At 71.1% G+C, this 15,573-nt stretch carries 15 protein-coding genes; 1 reads left to right on the top strand and 14 read right to left on the bottom strand.

The genetic code is table 11. The features are described 5' to 3' along the window. From metK to pyrR, 13 genes are all read right to left on the bottom strand, one after another. On the bottom strand, positions 1-807 hold an 807-nt coding region (gene metK, locus LCH29_RS09725; protein ID WP_446461268.1), incomplete at its 3' end, for a methionine adenosyltransferase. A 320-nt stretch (positions 808-1,127) separates the two neighbouring features. Beyond that, the gene (gene coaBC / locus LCH29_RS09720) at positions 1,128-2,345 is read right to left on the bottom strand and encodes a bifunctional phosphopantothenoylcysteine decarboxylase/phosphopantothenate--cysteine ligase CoaBC (protein ID WP_446461267.1); all 1,218 of its coding nucleotides are present in this window, start codon (positions 2,343-2,345) and stop codon (positions 1,128-1,130) included. Between the two features lie 97 nt (positions 2,346-2,442). After that, a complete protein-coding gene (rpoZ, locus tag LCH29_RS09715) occupies positions 2,443-2,703 on the bottom strand; it encodes a DNA-directed RNA polymerase subunit omega (protein WP_020867048.1) in 261 nt (86 codons plus the stop codon). Between the two features lie 58 nt (positions 2,704-2,761). Further along, on the bottom strand, positions 2,762-3,328 hold the full coding sequence (gmk, locus tag LCH29_RS09710) for a guanylate kinase (protein WP_009713617.1): 567 nt from the start codon (positions 3,326-3,328) through the stop codon (positions 2,762-2,764). A gap of 39 nt (positions 3,329-3,367) precedes the next feature. After that, complete coding sequence (locus tag LCH29_RS09705) at positions 3,368-3,691, bottom strand: integration host factor (protein ID WP_009713618.1); 324 nt, start codon at positions 3,689-3,691, stop codon at positions 3,368-3,370. A gap of 204 nt (positions 3,692-3,895) precedes the next feature. After that, a complete protein-coding gene (gene pyrF / locus LCH29_RS09700) occupies positions 3,896-4,759 on the bottom strand; it encodes an orotidine-5'-phosphate decarboxylase (protein WP_446461266.1) in 864 nt (287 codons plus the stop codon). Positions 4,760-5,009: 250 nt separating this feature from the next. Beyond that, positions 5,010-6,110 carry a quinone-dependent dihydroorotate dehydrogenase gene (locus tag LCH29_RS09695; protein ID WP_446461305.1) on the bottom strand — a complete coding sequence of 367 codons (1,101 nt, stop codon included), beginning with the start codon at positions 6,108-6,110 and terminating at the stop codon, positions 5,010-5,012. A gap of 74 nt (positions 6,111-6,184) precedes the next feature. Continuing rightward, positions 6,185-9,496: a carbamoyl-phosphate synthase large subunit gene (gene carB, locus LCH29_RS09690; protein ID WP_446461265.1), complete on the bottom strand. Its 3,312-nt coding sequence runs from the start codon at positions 9,494-9,496 to the stop codon at positions 6,185-6,187. Beyond that, on the bottom strand, positions 9,489-10,646 hold the full coding sequence (gene carA / locus LCH29_RS09685; protein WP_446461264.1) for a glutamine-hydrolyzing carbamoyl-phosphate synthase small subunit: 1,158 nt from the start codon (positions 10,644-10,646) through the stop codon (positions 9,489-9,491). Before carA ends, carB begins: the two co-directional genes overlap by 8 nt. Continuing rightward, a complete protein-coding gene (locus LCH29_RS09680) occupies positions 10,643-11,233 on the bottom strand; it encodes a PH-like domain-containing protein (protein WP_446461304.1) in 591 nt (196 codons plus the stop codon). The genes carA and LCH29_RS09680 overlap by 4 nt, the downstream gene beginning before the upstream one ends. A 17-nt stretch (positions 11,234-11,250) precedes the next feature. Next, positions 11,251-12,546 (bottom strand): dihydroorotase, encoded by a 1,296-nt coding sequence (locus tag LCH29_RS09675; protein WP_446461263.1) that lies wholly within the window; start codon positions 12,544-12,546, stop codon positions 11,251-11,253. 2 nt (positions 12,547-12,548) lie between these two features. After that, positions 12,549-13,529 (bottom strand): aspartate carbamoyltransferase catalytic subunit, encoded by a 981-nt coding sequence (locus tag LCH29_RS09670; protein WP_446461262.1) that lies wholly within the window; start codon positions 13,527-13,529, stop codon positions 12,549-12,551. 144 nt (positions 13,530-13,673) lie between these two features. Beyond that, positions 13,674-14,258, bottom strand: coding sequence for a bifunctional pyr operon transcriptional regulator/uracil phosphoribosyltransferase PyrR (pyrR, locus tag LCH29_RS09665; protein WP_446461261.1), 585 nt, complete (start codon positions 14,256-14,258; stop codon positions 13,674-13,676). Positions 14,259-14,479: 221 nt separating this feature from the next. On the opposite strand from pyrR, the gene bldD reads away from it, so the two are divergent. Beyond that, positions 14,480-14,980 carry a transcriptional regulator BldD gene (bldD, locus tag LCH29_RS09660; protein ID WP_014056259.1) on the top strand — a complete coding sequence of 167 codons (501 nt, stop codon included), beginning with the start codon at positions 14,480-14,482 and terminating at the stop codon, positions 14,978-14,980. A gap of 118 nt (positions 14,981-15,098) precedes the next feature. On the opposite strand, the gene nusB is transcribed toward bldD, so the two are convergent. Continuing rightward, on the bottom strand, positions 15,099-15,572 hold the full coding sequence (nusB, locus tag LCH29_RS09655) for a transcription antitermination factor NusB (RefSeq protein ID WP_446461260.1): 474 nt from the start codon (positions 15,570-15,572) through the stop codon (positions 15,099-15,101). Position 15,573: the final 1 nt, after the last annotated feature.

Here is a 15,573-nt window from a genome sequence, read left to right as displayed (position 1 = left end):
GTAGGTGTCGATGATGATCTTGCGGCCGGTGAGCCCGGCGTCACCCATCGGGCCGCCGATCTCGAAGCGGCCGGTCGGGTTGACCAGCAGCCGGTAGCCGTCGGTGTCCAGCTTGATGCCGTCCTCGACGAGCTGGTTCAGCACGTGCTCGACCACGAACTCCTTGATGTCAGGAGCCAGCAGCGAGTCCAGGTCGATGTCGGAGGCGTGCTGCGAGGAGACGACGACGGTGTCCAGGCGGACCGCCTTGTGGCCGTCGTACTCGATGGTGACCTGGGTCTTGCCGTCCGGGCGCAGGTACGGGATGGTCCCGTTCTTCCGCACCTCGGACAGGCGGCGGGAGAGCCGGTGCGCCAGGTTGATCGGCAGCGGCATCAACTCGGGCGTCTCGTCGCACGCGTAGCCGAACATCAGGCCCTGGTCGCCCGCGCCCTGCTTGTCCAGCTCGTCCTCGTCGCCCTCGACCCGCAGCTCATAGGCGGAGTCGACGCCCTGGGCGATGTCGGGGGACTGCGAGCCGATGGACACCGAGACGCCGCAGGAGGCGCCGTCGAAGCCCTTCTTCGACGAGTCGTAGCCGATGTCGAGGACCTTGTTGCGGACGAGCGTCGCGATATCGGCGTACGCCTTGGTGGTCACCTCACCGGCCACGTGGACCAGGCCGGTGGTGATCAGGGTCTCGACGGCGACCCGGGAGGCCGGGTCCTCCTTCAGGAGCGCGTCGAGGATGGAGTCGCTGATCTGGTCAGCGATCTTGTCGGGGTGACCCTCGGTCACAGATTCCGAGGTGAACAGGCGGCGGGACACATCGCTCCCTGGGGTTGCAGCGGCTGCTGGCTGATCATGGGCGGGACCGCCCGGGGGCTGCGCCCGGTGCGGCTCCTGGGCCAGTTTATCCGGCGTTTCCGCCGGTAGAGCATCCCCGTCCCACAGAACGGGCAGGCCATGACCTGGAACATACCTCGCCTCGAGCTGAAATACAGCAAGGCCCCCATGACAGATCGCTGTCATGGTCCGATCGGGCGCTCCCTGCCCTGGATCAACCCACGGTGCCGGCAATGCCTACCCACGTACGGCCGAAGGTCACGCGAATGTCTTGTGAAGATCCGGCGACGGCCGTCGCCGGCTCACACGAAACGGGCCGCCACCAGGTCCCAGACCCGGTCGGCCAGGACCTCCTTCGGGCCGTACGGAACGGGCGTCTCGGTGCCGTCCGACGCGAGCACCACCGCCTCGTTCTCCTCCGCACCGAAGGTCTTGTGCTCCCCCACCTCGTTCACCACGAGCAGATCGCAGCCCTTGCGGGCGAGCTTCGCGCGGCCGTTCACAAGAACGTCATCGGTCTCGGCGGCGAAGCCGACGACGATCTGTCCGGGACGCGCCCGCTCGGCGGAGATTTCCGCCAGAACGTCCGGGTTGCGCACCAGAGCGACTGGTTCGGGCTCCTGCCCGTCCCGCTTCTTGATCTTCCCCGGGGCGTACCGGCCGGGCCGGAAGTCGGCGACCGCGGCGGCCATCACCACCGCGTCGGCGTCCGCGGCGGCCTTCAGGACCGCCTCCCGCAGCTGGACCGCGGTCCCCACCCGCACCACATCGGCTCCGGCCGGGGCGGGCAGCTCGCTGTTGGCCGAGACAAGTGTCACCCTGGCGCCGCGGGCCACGGCGGCGCGGGCCAGGGCGTATCCCTGCTTGCCGGTGGAGCGGTTGCCCAGGTAGCGCACCGGGTCCAGCGGCTCGCGGGTGCCTCCGGCGCTGATCACCACATGGCGTCCGGCCAGATCGGCACGGACCGCCTCGGGGCCGCGGGCCAGCACCCGGCGGGCGACCTCGAAGATCTCCTGGGGGTCCGGCAGCCGCCCCTTGCCGGTGTCCACACCGGTCAGTCGGCCGACGGCGGGCTCGATGACCACGCAGCCGCGGCGGCGCAGGGTCGCCACGTTCTCCTGGGTCGCGGGGTGCTCCCACATCTCGGTGTGCATGGCCGGGGCGAAGACGACCGGACATCGGGCGGTCAGCAGCGTATTGGTGAGCAGGTCGTCGGCGAGGCCGTGGGCCGCCTTGGCGAGCAGATCGGCGGTGGCGGGGGCGACCACGACCAGGTTCGCGGACTGGCCGATGCGCACGTGCGGCACCTCGTGGACGGACTCCCACACCTCGGTATTGGCCGGATGCCCGGAGAGCGCCGACCAGGTCGCCTCGCCGACGAAGTGCAGCGCCGAGGCGGTCGGCACGACGCGGACGTCATGCCCGGACTCCGTCAGCCGCCGCAGCAGCTCACACGCCTTGTAGGCGGCGATCCCGCCGCTGACCCCCAGCACGACCCGGGGCTTGTCCGCCATGGTCATCGCTCGCCTCTTCCCCACCGTCCGGCCTTACGTACCCATGACACACCACAAGCCCGGCGGCGAGGCCGCCGGGCCGGTGATGAGCGATTTTCGGACCTTACTGAGCCGGGCCCTCGATGGCCTCGGAGGTCAGCAGACCCGCGTTGATCTCGCGGAGCGCGATCGACAGCGGCTTCTCGTGGACGTGGGTGTCCACCAGGGGGCCGACGTACTCGAGCAGACCCTCACCGAGCTGCGAGTAGTACGCGTTGATCTGACGGGCACGCTTGGCCGCGTAGATCACGAGGCTGTACTTCGAGTCGGTCGCCTCGAGCAGCTCATCAATCGGAGGGTTGATGATGCCCTCGGGCGCGGTCATGGGAGAGGACACTCTCTAGCCTTCCTTATTACGCCTCATGGCAAGAATGAATTGAAGATCAAGCCACTCGCATCAAGGCTAGCAGCTCACTCGCCACGTCCTCGACGGAGGTGTTGACCAGGGTGGTATCGAACTCGGATTCGGCGGCCAGCTCGATACGGGCCGCCTCCAGCCGCCGCTCGATGACCTCGGGAGCCTCGGTCCCCCGGCCGGTGAGCCGGCGGACCAGCTCCTCCCAGCTGGGCGGCGCGAGGAAGACCAGCTGGGCCTCCGGCATGGACTCGCGGATCTGCCGCGCGCCCTGGAGGTCGATCTCCAGCAGCACCGGCTCGCCCGCGTCGAGCCGGTCGATGACCGCTTCGCGGGGGGTGCCGTAGCGGTTGCCGGCGAACTCGGCCCACTCCAGCAGCTCACCGTTGGCGATGAGCTTGTCGAACTCCCCGTCGTCCACGAAGAAGTACTGAACACCGTGCCGCTCGCCGGGGCGGGGCCTACGGGTCGTGGCGGAGACCGAGAGCCAGACCTCGGGATGTGCCTTGCGCATATGCGCGACGACCGTGCTCTTGCCGACCCCGGAGGGGCCGGAGAGCACGGTCAGCCGCGGGCGTACTGGATGTGCTGCCATGCAGCAGATTATCCAGGTTCCCGGCAGTGCCGGAAAACGTCAGCCGGCGGCGCCGCCGAACTCACGCTCGAGGGATGCGATCTGGTTGGAGCCGAGCCCGCGCACACGACGGCTCTCGGAGATGCCGAGCCGCTCCATGATCTGCTTGGCGCGGACCTTGCCGACGCCCGGCAGGGACTCCAGGAGAGCGGAGACCTTCATCTTGCCGATGACATCGTTCTCCTGGCCCTGCTTGATGACCTCGTGCAGAGACGCGCCGGAGTGCTTGAGCCGATTCTTGACCTCGGCGCGCTCCCGGCGAGCCGCGGCGGCCTTTTCGAGCGCGGCTGCGCGCTGTTCAGGGGTAAGGGGCGGAAGAGCCACGCCTACGTCACCTCGGATGTCGAACTGTCGGATATGGACCGGTGAGGAACCTAGTCGGCCCTCACCTGCGGAGCAACGCGCAACGCAACAGCGCGTTCGCTCTCGTCGGAGACTAGCGGCCGATCCCGCTCCAGTCAGCGAGAACAGACGAAAAGTCCTGGTCAGACTCTCTCGACTGGGACATTCAGGGACAAAATAGCCCGGTTATTCAGCCACGGCACGCACGTCATCAGCCATTCGGGCCGCCGCCTCGACCAGTGCGGAGGCATCCGGTCCGTGCTTGAGGACCCCGCGGCTCACACTCGGAACGACGTTCCGGACCGCCGCTCCGAACACCTGGGGAAGGTCCGCGGGGGTCGCCCCCTGGGCGCCGATGCCGGGCGCCAGCAGCGGCCCGTCGATCGCCAGCTCCGCCCCGATCCGGTCCGCCGTGGCGCCGAGGGTCGCCCCGACGACCGCGCCGTACGAGCCGAGGGCGCCCTTGGCGGCCTCCTCGGCGTTCTCGGCCTTGAGGTGGGCCAGCACGGACGCGGCGACGGTCGTCCCGTCGGGCCGCGCCGCGTGCTGCACCTCGGCGCCCTCCGGGTTGGACGTCAACGCCAGCACGAAGACCCCCGCCCCGCTCGCCCGCGCGGCGTCCAGCGCGGGCCGCAGCGAGCCGAAGCCGAGGTAGGGGCTGACGGTGACCGCGTCCGAGAACAGCGGGCTGGTGGGGTCGAGGTAGGCGGCGGCGTACGCGGCCATCGTGGACCCGATGTCGCCGCGCTTGGCGTCCATCAGCACCAGCGCCCCGGCGTCCCGGGCGTCCGCCACGGCCCGCTCCAGCACGGCGATGCCGCGCGAGCCGAAACGCTCGAAGAAGGCCGACTGCGGCTTGAGGACGGCGACCCGCCCGGCGAGCGCGTCCACGACGGTCCGCGTGAACCGCTCGAGCCCCGCGACATCGTCCCCGAGCCCCCAGTCGGCGAGCAGGGAGGCATGCGGATCGATGCCGACACAGAGCGGACCGCGCTCGTCCATGGCCCGGCGCAGACGCGTACCGAAGGGGGTGGGTGCGGGGGTCGTCATGGGGGTCTCTCCTCGGAGTACGTGCGGGATGTCGGCCGCGGCCACCCGCTGGTGCTTGAAGCCCGCCCCGGGGCGCCGTCCAGCGGGCCCGGCGGCGATGCCCCACCGCCACCCCTCAGCCCCTCCGGCGCGTGAGGAGCGGGGCCCGGGGCGGAGCCCCAGCCGGGTCCGGGGCGGAGCCCCGGCGGGGGCCCGGCGGCTTGCCCCCGGGTCGGGAAGGGGCGGGGTGGGGAACAAGGCGCCGCAGGCGTTACGCCCTGGCCTCCGCGCCCACTGCGTCGGCCAGGGTCTCGTACGGGGACGCGGCGAGCCGGGCGGCCAGCCCGCGGTGGATCTCGCGGGCCCAGAACGGCCCGCGGTAGATGAACGCGCTGTAGCCCTGCACCAGCGTCGCCCCCGCGAGGATCCGTTCCCACGCGTCGTCGGCCGTCTCGATCCCGCCCACGCCCACGAGCGTGAGCCGGTCCCCCACCCGGGCGTACAGGCGCCGCAGCACCTCCAGCGACCGGGCCTTGAGGGGCGCCCCGGACAGGCCACCGGTTTCCCCGGTGAGCCCCGCGGGGGAGGTCAGCCCGAGCCCGTCCCGCGCGATGGTCGTGTTCGTGGCGATGATGCCGTCCAGGCCCAGTTCGACGGCGAGGTCGGCGACCGCGTCCACGTCCGCGTCGGCGAGATCTGGCGCGATCTTTACCAGCAGCGGCACCCGGCGCCCGCTCACGCTACGGTCGGCGGCCTCGCGCACCGCGGTCAGCAGCGGGCGCAGCTGATCGACGGCCTGGAGGTTCCGCAGTCCGGGGGTGTTGGGCGAGGAGACGTTGACGACGAGGTAATCCGCGTGGGCGGCCAGTCGCTCGGTCGAGGTCACGTAGTCGGCGACCGCGTCCGCCTCCGGGACGACCTTCGTCTTGCCGATGTTGACGCCGACCGTCGTACGGAACGCGGCGCGGCGGCCCGCGAGGCGGGCGGCGACGGCGGCCGAGCCCTCGTTGTTGAAGCCCATGCGGTTGATCAGCGCACGGTCGCCGACCAGCCGGAAGAGCCGCTTCTTGGGGTTGCCGGACTGCGGCCGGCCGGTGACCGTGCCGATCTCGACGTGGTCGAAGCCGAGCATGGCCATGCCGTCGATCCCGGCGGCGTTCTTGTCGAACCCGGCGGCGAGCCCGAACGGCCCGTGCATGCGCAGGCCCAGCGCCTCGGTGCGCAGCGCCGTGTCCCGCGGGGCGAGGACGGCCGCGACGAAGGTGCGCAGGACGGGGATGCGGGCGGCCAGCCGGATCCAGCCGAAGGCCAGGTGGTGGGCCTTTTCCGGGTCCATGCGCCGGAAGAGGAGGTTGAAGAGCAGCGAGTACATGAGGGGCTTTCTGCGCACGAGGGGAAGGGGGGCGCGAAGCGGGGAGGGGGACACCGGCCGGTGTCCCCCTCGCCTCACTCCTCGCGGGCGGCGGTCAGATGTTCCGCGTGTTCCTGGAGCGACCGGACGCCGACCGTGCCCCGGCCGAGCGCCTCGATGCCCTGGACGGCGGCGGCGAGGGCCTGGACGGTGGTCAGGCACGGGACGCCGCGGGCGACGGCCGCCGTGCGGATGTCATAGCCGTCGAGGCGGCCGCCGGTGCCGTACGGGGTGTTGACGATCAGGTCGACGTCCCCGTCGTGGATGAGCTGGACGATGGTCTTCGTACCGTCCGGCCCCTCCCCCTCGCTGTGCTTGCGGACGACGGTGGCATTGATGCCGTTGCGCTTGAGGACCTCCGCCGTGCCGGAGGTGGCCATCAGCTCGAAGCCGAGGCCGACCAGCTCCCGGGCCGGGAAGATCATCGAGCGCTTGTCGCGGTTGGCGACGGAGACGAAAGCGCGCCCCTTGGTGGGCAGCGCCCCGTACGCCCCGGCCTGCGACTTGGCGTACGCCGCGCCGAAGACCGAGTCGATGCCCATGACCTCGCCGGTCGAGCGCATCTCCGGGCCGAGGATGGTGTCCACCCCGCGCCCCGAGGCGTCGCGGAACCGCGACCAGGGCATCACGGCCTCCTTGACGGAGATCGGCGCGTCCAGCGGCAGCGTGCCGCCGTCACCGGTCGCGGGCAGCAGGCCCTCGGCGCGCAGCTCGGCGATGGTCGCGCCCAGGGAGATCCGGGCGGCGGCCTTGGCCAGCGGTACGGCGGTGGCCTTGGAGGTGAAGGGGACCGTGCGGGAGGCGCGCGGGTTCGCCTCCAGGACGTAGAGGATGTCCCCGGCCATGGCGAACTGGATGTTGATCAGTCCGCGGACGCCGACGCCGCGCGCGATGGCCTCGGTGGAGGCGCGCAGCCGCTTGATGTCGAAGCCACCGAGGGTGATCGGGGGCAGCGCGCACGCCGAGTCGCCGGAGTGGATTCCGGCCTCCTCGATGTGCTCCATGACGCCGCCGAGGTACAGCTCCCGGCCGTCGTAGAGCGCGTCGACGTCGATCTCGATCGCGTCGTCGAGGAAGCGGTCGATCAGCACCGGGTGCTCGGAGATGAGGCCCGCGTGGCGCTCCAGGTACTCGGCGAGCGAGGACTCGTCGTAGACGATCTCCATGCCGCGGCCGCCCAGCACGTACGAGGGGCGGACCATGACCGGGTAGCCGATCTCGGCGGCGATGCCCTTGGCCTGCTCGAAGGAGAAGGCGGTGCCGTACTTGGGGGCGGGCAGCCCGGCCTCGGTGAGCACCCGGCCGAAGGCGCCGCGCTCCTCGGCGAGGTTGATGGCTTCGGGCGAGGTGCCCACGATGGGCACACCGTTGTCCTTGAGGGCCTGGGCGAGGCCGAGCGGGGTCTGGCCGCCGAGCTGGACGATCACACCGGCGACCGGGCCCGCCGCCTGCTCGGCGTGGACGATCTCCAGGACGTCCTCCAGGGTGAGCGGCTCGAAGTAGAGCCGGTCGGAGGTGTCGTAGTCGGTGGAGACGGTCTCGGGGTTGCAGTTGACCATGATGGTCTCGTATCCCGCGGCGCTCAGCGCGAACGAGGCGTGGACGCACGAGTAGTCGAACTCGATGCCCTGGCCGATGCGGTTGGGGCCGGAGCCGAGGATGATCACGGCCGGGGTCTCGCGCGGCGCGACCTCGGACTCCTCGTCGTAGGACGAGTAGAAGTACGGGGTCTTGGCGGCGAACTCGGCGGCGCAGGTGTCGACCGTCTTGTAGACGGGCCGGATGCCGAGCGCGTGCCGCACCTCGCGGACCACGTCCTCGCGCAGCGAGCGGATTCCGGCGATCTGGGCGTCGGAGAAGCCGTGCCGCTTGGCCTCGGCGAGCAGCTCGGGGCCGAGTTTGTCGGCGGCCGCCAGCTCGTCCGCGATCTCCTTGATCAGGAAGAGCTGGTCCACGAACCAGGGGTCGATCTTCGTGGTGTCGAAGACCTCCTGCGGGGTGGCCCCGGCGCGGATGGCCTGCATGACGGTGTTGATCCGGCCGTCGGTGGGGATCACGGACCGCTCGAGGAGTTCGGCCTTGTCGCCGGGCTCGCCGGTGAAGTCGAACTGGCTGCCCTTCTTCTCCATCGAGCGCAGCGCCTTCTGGAGCGCCTCGGTGAAGTTACGGCCGATGGCCATGGCCTCGCCGACCGACTTCATGGTGGTGGTGAGGCGGGCGTCGGCGGCCGGGAACTTCTCGAACGCGAACCGCGGCACCTTGACCACGACGTAGTCGAGCGTGGGCTCGAAGGACGCCGGGGTCTTCTCGGTGATGTCGTTGGGGATCTCGTCCAGCGTGTAGCCGACGGCCAGCCGGGCGGCGATCTTCGCGATGGGGAAGCCGGTGGCCTTGGAGGCCAGCGCGGAGGAGCGGGAGACGCGCGGGTTCATCTCGATGACGATGACCCGGCCGTCCTCGGGGTTGACGGCGAACTGGATGTTGCAGCCGCCGGTGTCCACGCCGACCTCGCGGATGACGGCGATGCCGATGTCCCGCAGCACCTGGTACTCGCGGTCGGTCAGCGTCATCGCCGGGGCGACGGTGATCGAGTCGCCGGTGTGGACGCCCATGGGGTCGAAGTTCTCGATGGAGCAGACGACCACGACGTTGTCGTGCTTGTCGCGCATCAGCTCCAGCTCGTACTCCTTCCAGCCCAGGATCGACTCCTCCAGCAGCACCTCGGTGGTGGGCGAGAGGTTCAGGCCCTGGCCGGCGATGCGGCGCAGCTCGTCCTCGTCGTGCGCGAAGCCGGAGCCGGCGCCGCCCATGGTGAAGGAGGGGCGGACGACGACGGGGTAGCCGCCGAGCTCCTCGACGCCCGCGAGGACGTCGTCCATGGAGTGGCAGATGTACGAGCGGGCGGACTCGCCGTGGCCGATCTTGGCGTGGACGGCCTCGACGACCTCCTTGAACTGGTCGCGGTCCTCGCCCTTGTGGATCGCCTCGACGTTGGCGCCGATCAGCTCGACGCCGTACTCGTCGAGGGTGCCCGCCTCGTGCAGCGAGATGGCGGTGTTCAGGGCGGTCTGGCCACCGAGGGTGGGCAGCAGCGCGTCGGGGCGCTCCTTGGCGATGATCTTCTCGACGTACTCCGGGGTGATCGGCTCGACGTACGTGGCGTCGGCGATCTCCGGGTCGGTCATGATCGTGGCCGGGTTGGAGTTGACCAAGATGACCCGCAGGCCCTCGGCCTTCAGCACCCGGCAGGCCTGGGTTCCGGAGTAGTCGAACTCGGCGGCCTGGCCGATGACGATCGGGCCGGAGCCGATGACCAGGACGGACTGGATGTCGGTGCGCTTAGGCACGCTGGCCCTCCAACAGGGTGACGAAGCGGTCGAACAGGTACCCGGCGTCGTGCGGGCCCGCGGCGGCTTCGGGGTGGTACTGGACGCTGAATGCGGGGCGGTCGAGCAGGCGCAGCCCCTCGACCACGTTGTCGTTGAGGCAGACGTGGGAGACCTCGGCCCGCCCGTAGGGGGTGTCGCTGGGCGCGTCGAGCGGCGCGTCCACGGCGAAACCGTGGTTGTGCGCGGTGACCTCGACCTTCCCCCCTGTCCACGTGCCCGTGGCGCCGCGCTCCTGCACCGGCTGGTTGATGCCGCGGTGGCCGTACTTCAGCTTGAAGGTGCCGAAGCCGAGCGCGCGGCCCAGGATCTGGTTGCCGAAGCAGATGCCGAACAGCGGGGTGGACCGCTCCAGGACGGCGCGCATGAGGGAGACGGGGTGGTCGGCGGTGGCCGGGTCGCCCGGGCCGTTGGAGAAGAACACGCCGTCCGGGTTCACCGCGTAGATGTCGTCCACGGTGGCGGTGGCGGGCAGGACGTGCACCTCGATGCCGCGCTCGGCCATCCGGTGCGGGGTCATGCCCTTGATGCCCAGGTCGATCGCGGCGACGGTGAACCGCTTGGTGCCGATCGCGGGGACGACGTAGGTCTCCTGGGTGGCCACCTCGGCGCTGAGGTCGGCGCCCTTCATCTGCGGGGCGGCCTGCACCTTGGCGAGCAGCGCGGCCTCGTCGGCGATCGCCTCGCCGGAGAAGATGCCGACGCGCATGGCGCCGCGCTCGCGCAGGTGGCGGGTGAGGGCGCGGGTGTCGACGCCGCTGATGCCGACGACGCCCTGGGCGGTCAGCTCGTCGTCCAGCGAGCGGCGGGAGCGCCAGTTGGACGGCGTACGGGCGGGGTCGCGCACCACGTAGCCGGAGACCCAGATGCGGCCGGACTCGGGGTCCTCGTCGTTCACGCCCGTGTTGCCGATGTGCGGGGCGGTCATGACGACGACCTGGCGGTGGTAGGACGGGTCGGTCAGGGTCTCCTGGTAGCCGGTCATCCCGGTGGAGAACACGGCCTCGCCGAAGGTCTCGCCCACGGCCCCGTAGGCGCGGCCACGGAAGGTGCGGCCGTCCTCCAGGACGAGAACGGCGGGGGTCTGGGCCCCCCTGGTGGAGGTCGTCATCGTGCGCCTTCCTGGTTGTGCTCGGTGTGCTTGACGTCGTCGGTGACGTCGGGGGCGTCGAGGTGCGTGGCGCCGAGGGCTTCGACCCAGGCCGCGTGCTCGGCGGCGCGGTCGGAGCGGAAACCGGAATCGATCTGCCGGTCGCCGAGCTGCCAGGTGACGATCAGCAGCCCGCCCTCGGCGAGGACCTTGCCCGCGATGCCCTTGTCGAGCCGGGCGCCGCGGAGGCTTCCGGCCGGGATGAAGAAGTCCTGGGCGCCGGGCCGTACGACGCTCACGCCCTCCTCGGTGAGGGTCAGCTCGACGCGGCTGCGGGTGCCGAGGCCCCGGGCCACGATGCGGTCGAGCCACTGCCCCGCGGTGGTGGAGCCGTGGTAGCGGCCGGTGAGCGTCAGCCGTGCGGGGCCCGGTGCGGCCGGGGCCTCGGGCAGCTCGGGCAGGTCGCCCTGGAGCGTGCCGCGCCACTTCCAGCCCTCGCGCATCAGCCAGTAGACCAGCGCGATGACGAGCAGCAGACCGACGACCCAGCCGATGCGGGCGGCCCAGTCGGTGACGTCCTGGGACCGCTGCTCGGCCGCCAAGGAGATCAGAGGGGTTGGAGGTATCACGCCAGTTTCCCGTCCACGACCGTCGCCCGGCCCCGCAGGAAGGTGTGCGTCACCCGGCCCGGCAGTTCCCGGCCCTCGTAGGGGGTGTTGCGGCTGCGGGAGGCGAAGCCCGCGGGGTTCACCTCACCACGGTAAGCGGAGTCCAGCAGGGTGAGGTTGGCGGGCTCCCCGGCGGCGATGGGGCGGCCCTGGCCGGTGAGCCGGCCGATGGCGGAGGGGCGGGTGGACATCCGGTCGGCGACGCCCGCCCAGTCCAGCAGCCCGGTGTCGACCATGGTGTGCTGGACGACGGACAGCGCGGTCTCCAGGCCGACCATGCCCATGGCCGCCGCGCCCCACTCGCAGTCCTTGTCCTCGTGCGGGTGCGGGGCGTGGTCGGTGGCGACGCAGTCGATGGTGCCGTCGGCGAGCGCCTCGCGCAGCGCCATGACGTCGGCCTCGGTGCGCAGCGGCGGGTTCACCTTGTAGACGGGGTTGTACGAGCGGACCAGCTCGTCGGTGAGCAGCAGGTGGTGCGGGGTGACCTCGGCGGTGACCCGCCAGCCCTTGGACTTGGCCCAGCGGACGATCTCGACCGAGCCCGCGGTGGACAGGTGGCAGATGTGCACCCGGGAGTCGACGTGCGCGGCGAGCAGCACGTCGCGGGCGATGATCGACTCCTCGGCGACGGCCGGCCAGCCGCCCAGGCCCAGTTCGGCGGAGACGATGCCCTCGTTCATCTGGGCACCCTCGGTGAGCCGCGGCTCCTGGGCGTGCTGGGCGATGACGCCGTCGAACGCCTTCACGTACTCCAGGGCGCGGCGCATGATCACGGCGTCGTCGACGCACTTGCCGTCGTCGGAGAAGACCCGGACCCCGGCGGCGGACTCGTGCATGGCGCCCAGCTCTGCGAGCTTCTTGCCCTCCAGGCCGACGGTGACGGCGCCGATGGGCTGCACGTCGCAGTAGCCGGACTCCTTGCCGAGCCGCCACACCTGCTCCACGACGCCCGCGGTGTCGGCTACGGGGAAGGTGTTGGCCATGGCGTGGACGGCGGTGAAGCCGCCGACCGCGGCGGCCTTGGTGCCGGTGAGGACGGTCTCGGAGTCCTCCCGGCCGGGCTCGCGCAGATGGGTGTGGAGGTCGACCAGGCCCGGCAGCAGGATCTGCCCGGCGGCGTCGATCACGGTGGCGCCGTCCGCGTCGAGGCCGGTGCCGACGGCGGCGATGCGCTCGCCCTCGATCAGCACGTCCTGCGGCTCGCCGCCGAGCACCTGCGCGCCGCGCAGCAGCGTCTTGTTCGTGTCGCTCATGGTTACTGGTTCTCCTCGGTGCGGGCGGCGGTGACGGCGGGCTCGTTGCCGCCGAGCAGCAGGTACAGGACGGCCATGCGGATCGAGACGCCGTTGGCGACCTGCTCGACGGCGGTGCAGCGGTCGGAGTCGGCGACCTCGGCGGTGATCTCCATGCCGCGGTTCATCGGCCCGGGGTGCATGACGATGGCGTGCTCGGGCATGCGGGCCATCCGGTCGGCGTCCAGGCCGTAGCGGCGCGCGTACTCGCGCTCGGTGGGGAAGAAGGCGGCGTTCATGCGCTCGCGCTGGACCCGCAGCATCATCACGGCGTCGGACTTGCCCACCACCGCGTCCAGGTCGTACGAGACGTCACAGGGCCAGCTCTCGACGCCGAAGGGGACGAGCGTGGGCGGGGCGACCAGGGTGACGTCGGCGCCGAGGGTGGACAGCAGGTGGACGTTGGAGCGGGCGACCCGGCTGTGCAGCACGTCGCCGACGATGGTGATCCGGCGGCCGGACAGGTCCTGGCCCACCCCGGAGGCCCCGGAGGCCAGGCGGCGGCGCATGGTGAACGCGTCGAGCAGGGCCTGGGTGGGGTGCTCATGGGTGCCGTCGCCCGCGTTGACGACCGAGCCGTTGATCCAGCCGGAGGTGGCGAGCCGGTGCGGGGCGCCGGAGGAGTGGTGCCGGATGACGACGGCGTCGGCGCCCATCGCCTCCAGGGTGAGCGCGGTGTCCTTCAGGGACTCGCCCTTGGAGACCGAGGAGCCCTTGGCGGAGAAGTTGATGACGTCGGCGGACAGCCGCTTGGCGGCCGCCTCGAAGGAGATGCGGGTGCGGGTCGAGTCCTCGAAGAAGAGGTTCACGACGGTGCGGCCGCGCAGGGTCGGCAGCTTCTTGATCGGCCGGTCGGCGAGCCGGGCCAGCTCCTCGGCGGTGTCGAGGATCAGGACGGCGTCGTCGCGCGAGAGGTCGGCGGCCGAGATGAGGTGACGCTTCATCCGGTTGCTCCGTGGTTGAGGAGGTGTGCGGGCGTGCGGGCGGGCAGGCGCCTGGTCCGGTGCGGGGCCGTGGGGCCCCGCACCGGTGGTACCGCGGCCGGGTACCCGGGATCGCCGGGAGCCGTCGCCGTCGGTGCCGGGGCGCTACTTTCCGTCCGCGGGGGTGGTCTCGCGCAGGCCGAGGAGCACGCTGTCGCGCCCGTCCTCCTCGGTGAGCTGGACCTTGACCGTCTCCCGCAGCGACGTGGGGAGGTTCTTGCCGACGTAGTCGGCCCGGATCGGCAGTTCCCGGTGACCGCGGTCCACGAGGACCGCGAGCTGCACGGCGCGCGGCCGCCCGATGTCACCGAGGGCGTCGAGCGCGGCGCGGATGGTGCGGCCGGAGAAGAGCACGTCGTCGACGAGGACGACCAGGCGGCCGTCGACGCCGTCGTCGGGGATGTCGGTGCGGGCCAGCGCGCGGGCGGGCCGCAGGCGCAGGTCGTCGCGGTACATCGTGATGTCGAGGGAGCCGACCGGCAGCTCACCGGGCGACCTGCCGGTGATCTCCTCCAGCCGGGCGGCCAGCCGCCGGGCGAGGAAGACACCGCGGGTGGGGATGCCGAGCAGCACCACGTCGTCGGCGCCCTTGGCGCGCTCGACGATCTCGTGGGCGATGCGGGTCAGAACGCGCGCGATGTCCGGTGCTTCCAGCACGGAACGCGCGGCGTCCGAGGTACGTGCGTCCATGGATACGGACCTCCTTCTCCGCCTCACGGGACGGACCTTAAAGGACGTCGGATTTGCGCCATTCACAGTAGCAGGGGCGCATGGGGCGCTCGTCAACACCCCTGGCGAGAGCCCCTCCGCTCCATTCGGCTTGACGAATGGAGATTACGCTACGTAACCTTCACAGTGAGTTACCAGCCGCGCGGCCGAGCCGCACGTCGATTCAGTGTCCGGGGAGCTTTATGTCCAGCGAATACGCCAAACAGCTCGGGGCCAAGCTCCGCGCCATCCGCACCCAGCAGGGCCTCTCCCTTCACGGCGTCGAGGAGAAGTCCCAGGGCCGGTGGAAGGCCGTGGTGGTGGGATCGTACGAGCGCGGCGACCGCGCCGTGACCGTCCAGCGTCTCGCCGAACTGGCCGACTTCTACGGCGTCCCGGTGCAGGAGCTGCTGCCGGGCACCAGCCCGGCCGGGGCGGCCGAGCCGCCGCCGAAGCTGGTGCTGGACCTGGAGCGGCTGGCCCATGTGCCGGTCGAGAAGGCGGGCCCGCTCCAGCGGTACGCCGCCACGATCCAGAGCCAGCGCGGTGACTACAACGGCAAGGTGCTCTCGATCCGTCAGGACGATCTGCGCACCCTCGCCGTGATCTACGACCAGTCGCCGTCCGTGCTGACCGAACAATTGATCAGCTGGGGAGTGCTGGGCGCCGACGCGCGCCGCGCGGTCCAGCACGAGGATGTGTGACGCGCCCGTCGCGCTCCCGCACCCTCTCCACCAGCAGAAACGTGCCGCCGGGGGCGGTGGAAGTGCCGTACGGCCTCCACCGCCCCCGGCGGCTGTGTAACGGGTCCTGCCGACCGCCCTACGCCTGGGTCTCCTGGTCGCGGGTCTCCCCGTCGCGGGACTCCTCGCCGCGGCGCAGCCCCGGCTTCAGCTCCTTGAGCCGGCCCAGCAGGCCGTTGACGAACGACGGCGAGTCGTCGGTGGAGAACTCCTTGGCGAGCTGCACCGCCTCGTCGATCACCACGGCGTCCGGAGTCGCGTCCTCCCACACCAGCTCATAGGCGCCGAGCCGCAGGATGTTCCGGTCGACGACCGGCATCCGGTCCAGCGTCCAGCCCACCGCGTAGGTGGCGAGCAGCTCGTCGATCCGGGCGGTGTGCTCCGCGTACCCCTCGACGAGCTGCATCGTGTATTCGCTGACCGGCGGCTGCCGGTCGTCGGTCCGGGCGTGCCGTATCCAGTCCGCGAGGACGGTCTGCACGGAGCTGCCACGCTGGTCGGCCTCGAAAAGGATCTGAAAGGCACGCTTACGGGCCTTGTTGCGGGCAGCCACG

Source organism: Streptomyces sp. BRA346, from assembly GCF_052851135.1.
The sequence above is the reverse complement of the archived record's forward strand: the minus strand, read 5'-3'. Positions and strand labels throughout refer to the sequence as shown.

What these genes read in the sequence shown, in the direction of transcription:
- LCH29_RS09695 (WP_446461305.1), bottom strand. Translation starts at nt 6,110, where the DNA reads ATGTACTCGCTGCTCTTCAACCTCCTCTTCCGGCGCATGGACCCGGAA.
- pyrR (WP_446461261.1), bottom strand. Translation starts at nt 14,258, where the DNA reads ATGGACGCACGTACCTCGGACGCCGCGCGTTCCGTGCTGGAAGCACCG.
- rpoZ (WP_020867048.1), bottom strand. Translation starts at nt 2,703, where the DNA reads ATGACCGCGCCCGAGGGCATCATCAACCCTCCGATTGATGAGCTGCTC.
- gmk (WP_009713617.1), bottom strand. Translation starts at nt 3,328, where the DNA reads ATGGCAGCACATCCAGTACGCCCGCGGCTGACCGTGCTCTCCGGCCCC.
- LCH29_RS09675 (WP_446461263.1), bottom strand. Translation starts at nt 12,546, where the DNA reads ATGAGCGACACGAACAAGACGCTGCTGCGCGGCGCGCAGGTGCTCGGC.
- bldD (WP_014056259.1), top strand. Translation starts at nt 14,480, where the DNA reads ATGTCCAGCGAATACGCCAAACAGCTCGGGGCCAAGCTCCGCGCCATC.
- carA (WP_446461264.1), bottom strand. Translation starts at nt 10,646, where the DNA reads ATGACGACCTCCACCAGGGGGGCCCAGACCCCCGCCGTTCTCGTCCTG.
- pyrF (WP_446461266.1), bottom strand. Translation starts at nt 4,759, where the DNA reads ATGACGACCCCCGCACCCACCCCCTTCGGTACGCGTCTGCGCCGGGCC.
- coaBC (WP_446461267.1), bottom strand. Translation starts at nt 2,345, where the DNA reads ATGACCATGGCGGACAAGCCCCGGGTCGTGCTGGGGGTCAGCGGCGGG.
- LCH29_RS09670 (WP_446461262.1), bottom strand. Translation starts at nt 13,529, where the DNA reads ATGAAGCGTCACCTCATCTCGGCCGCCGACCTCTCGCGCGACGACGCC.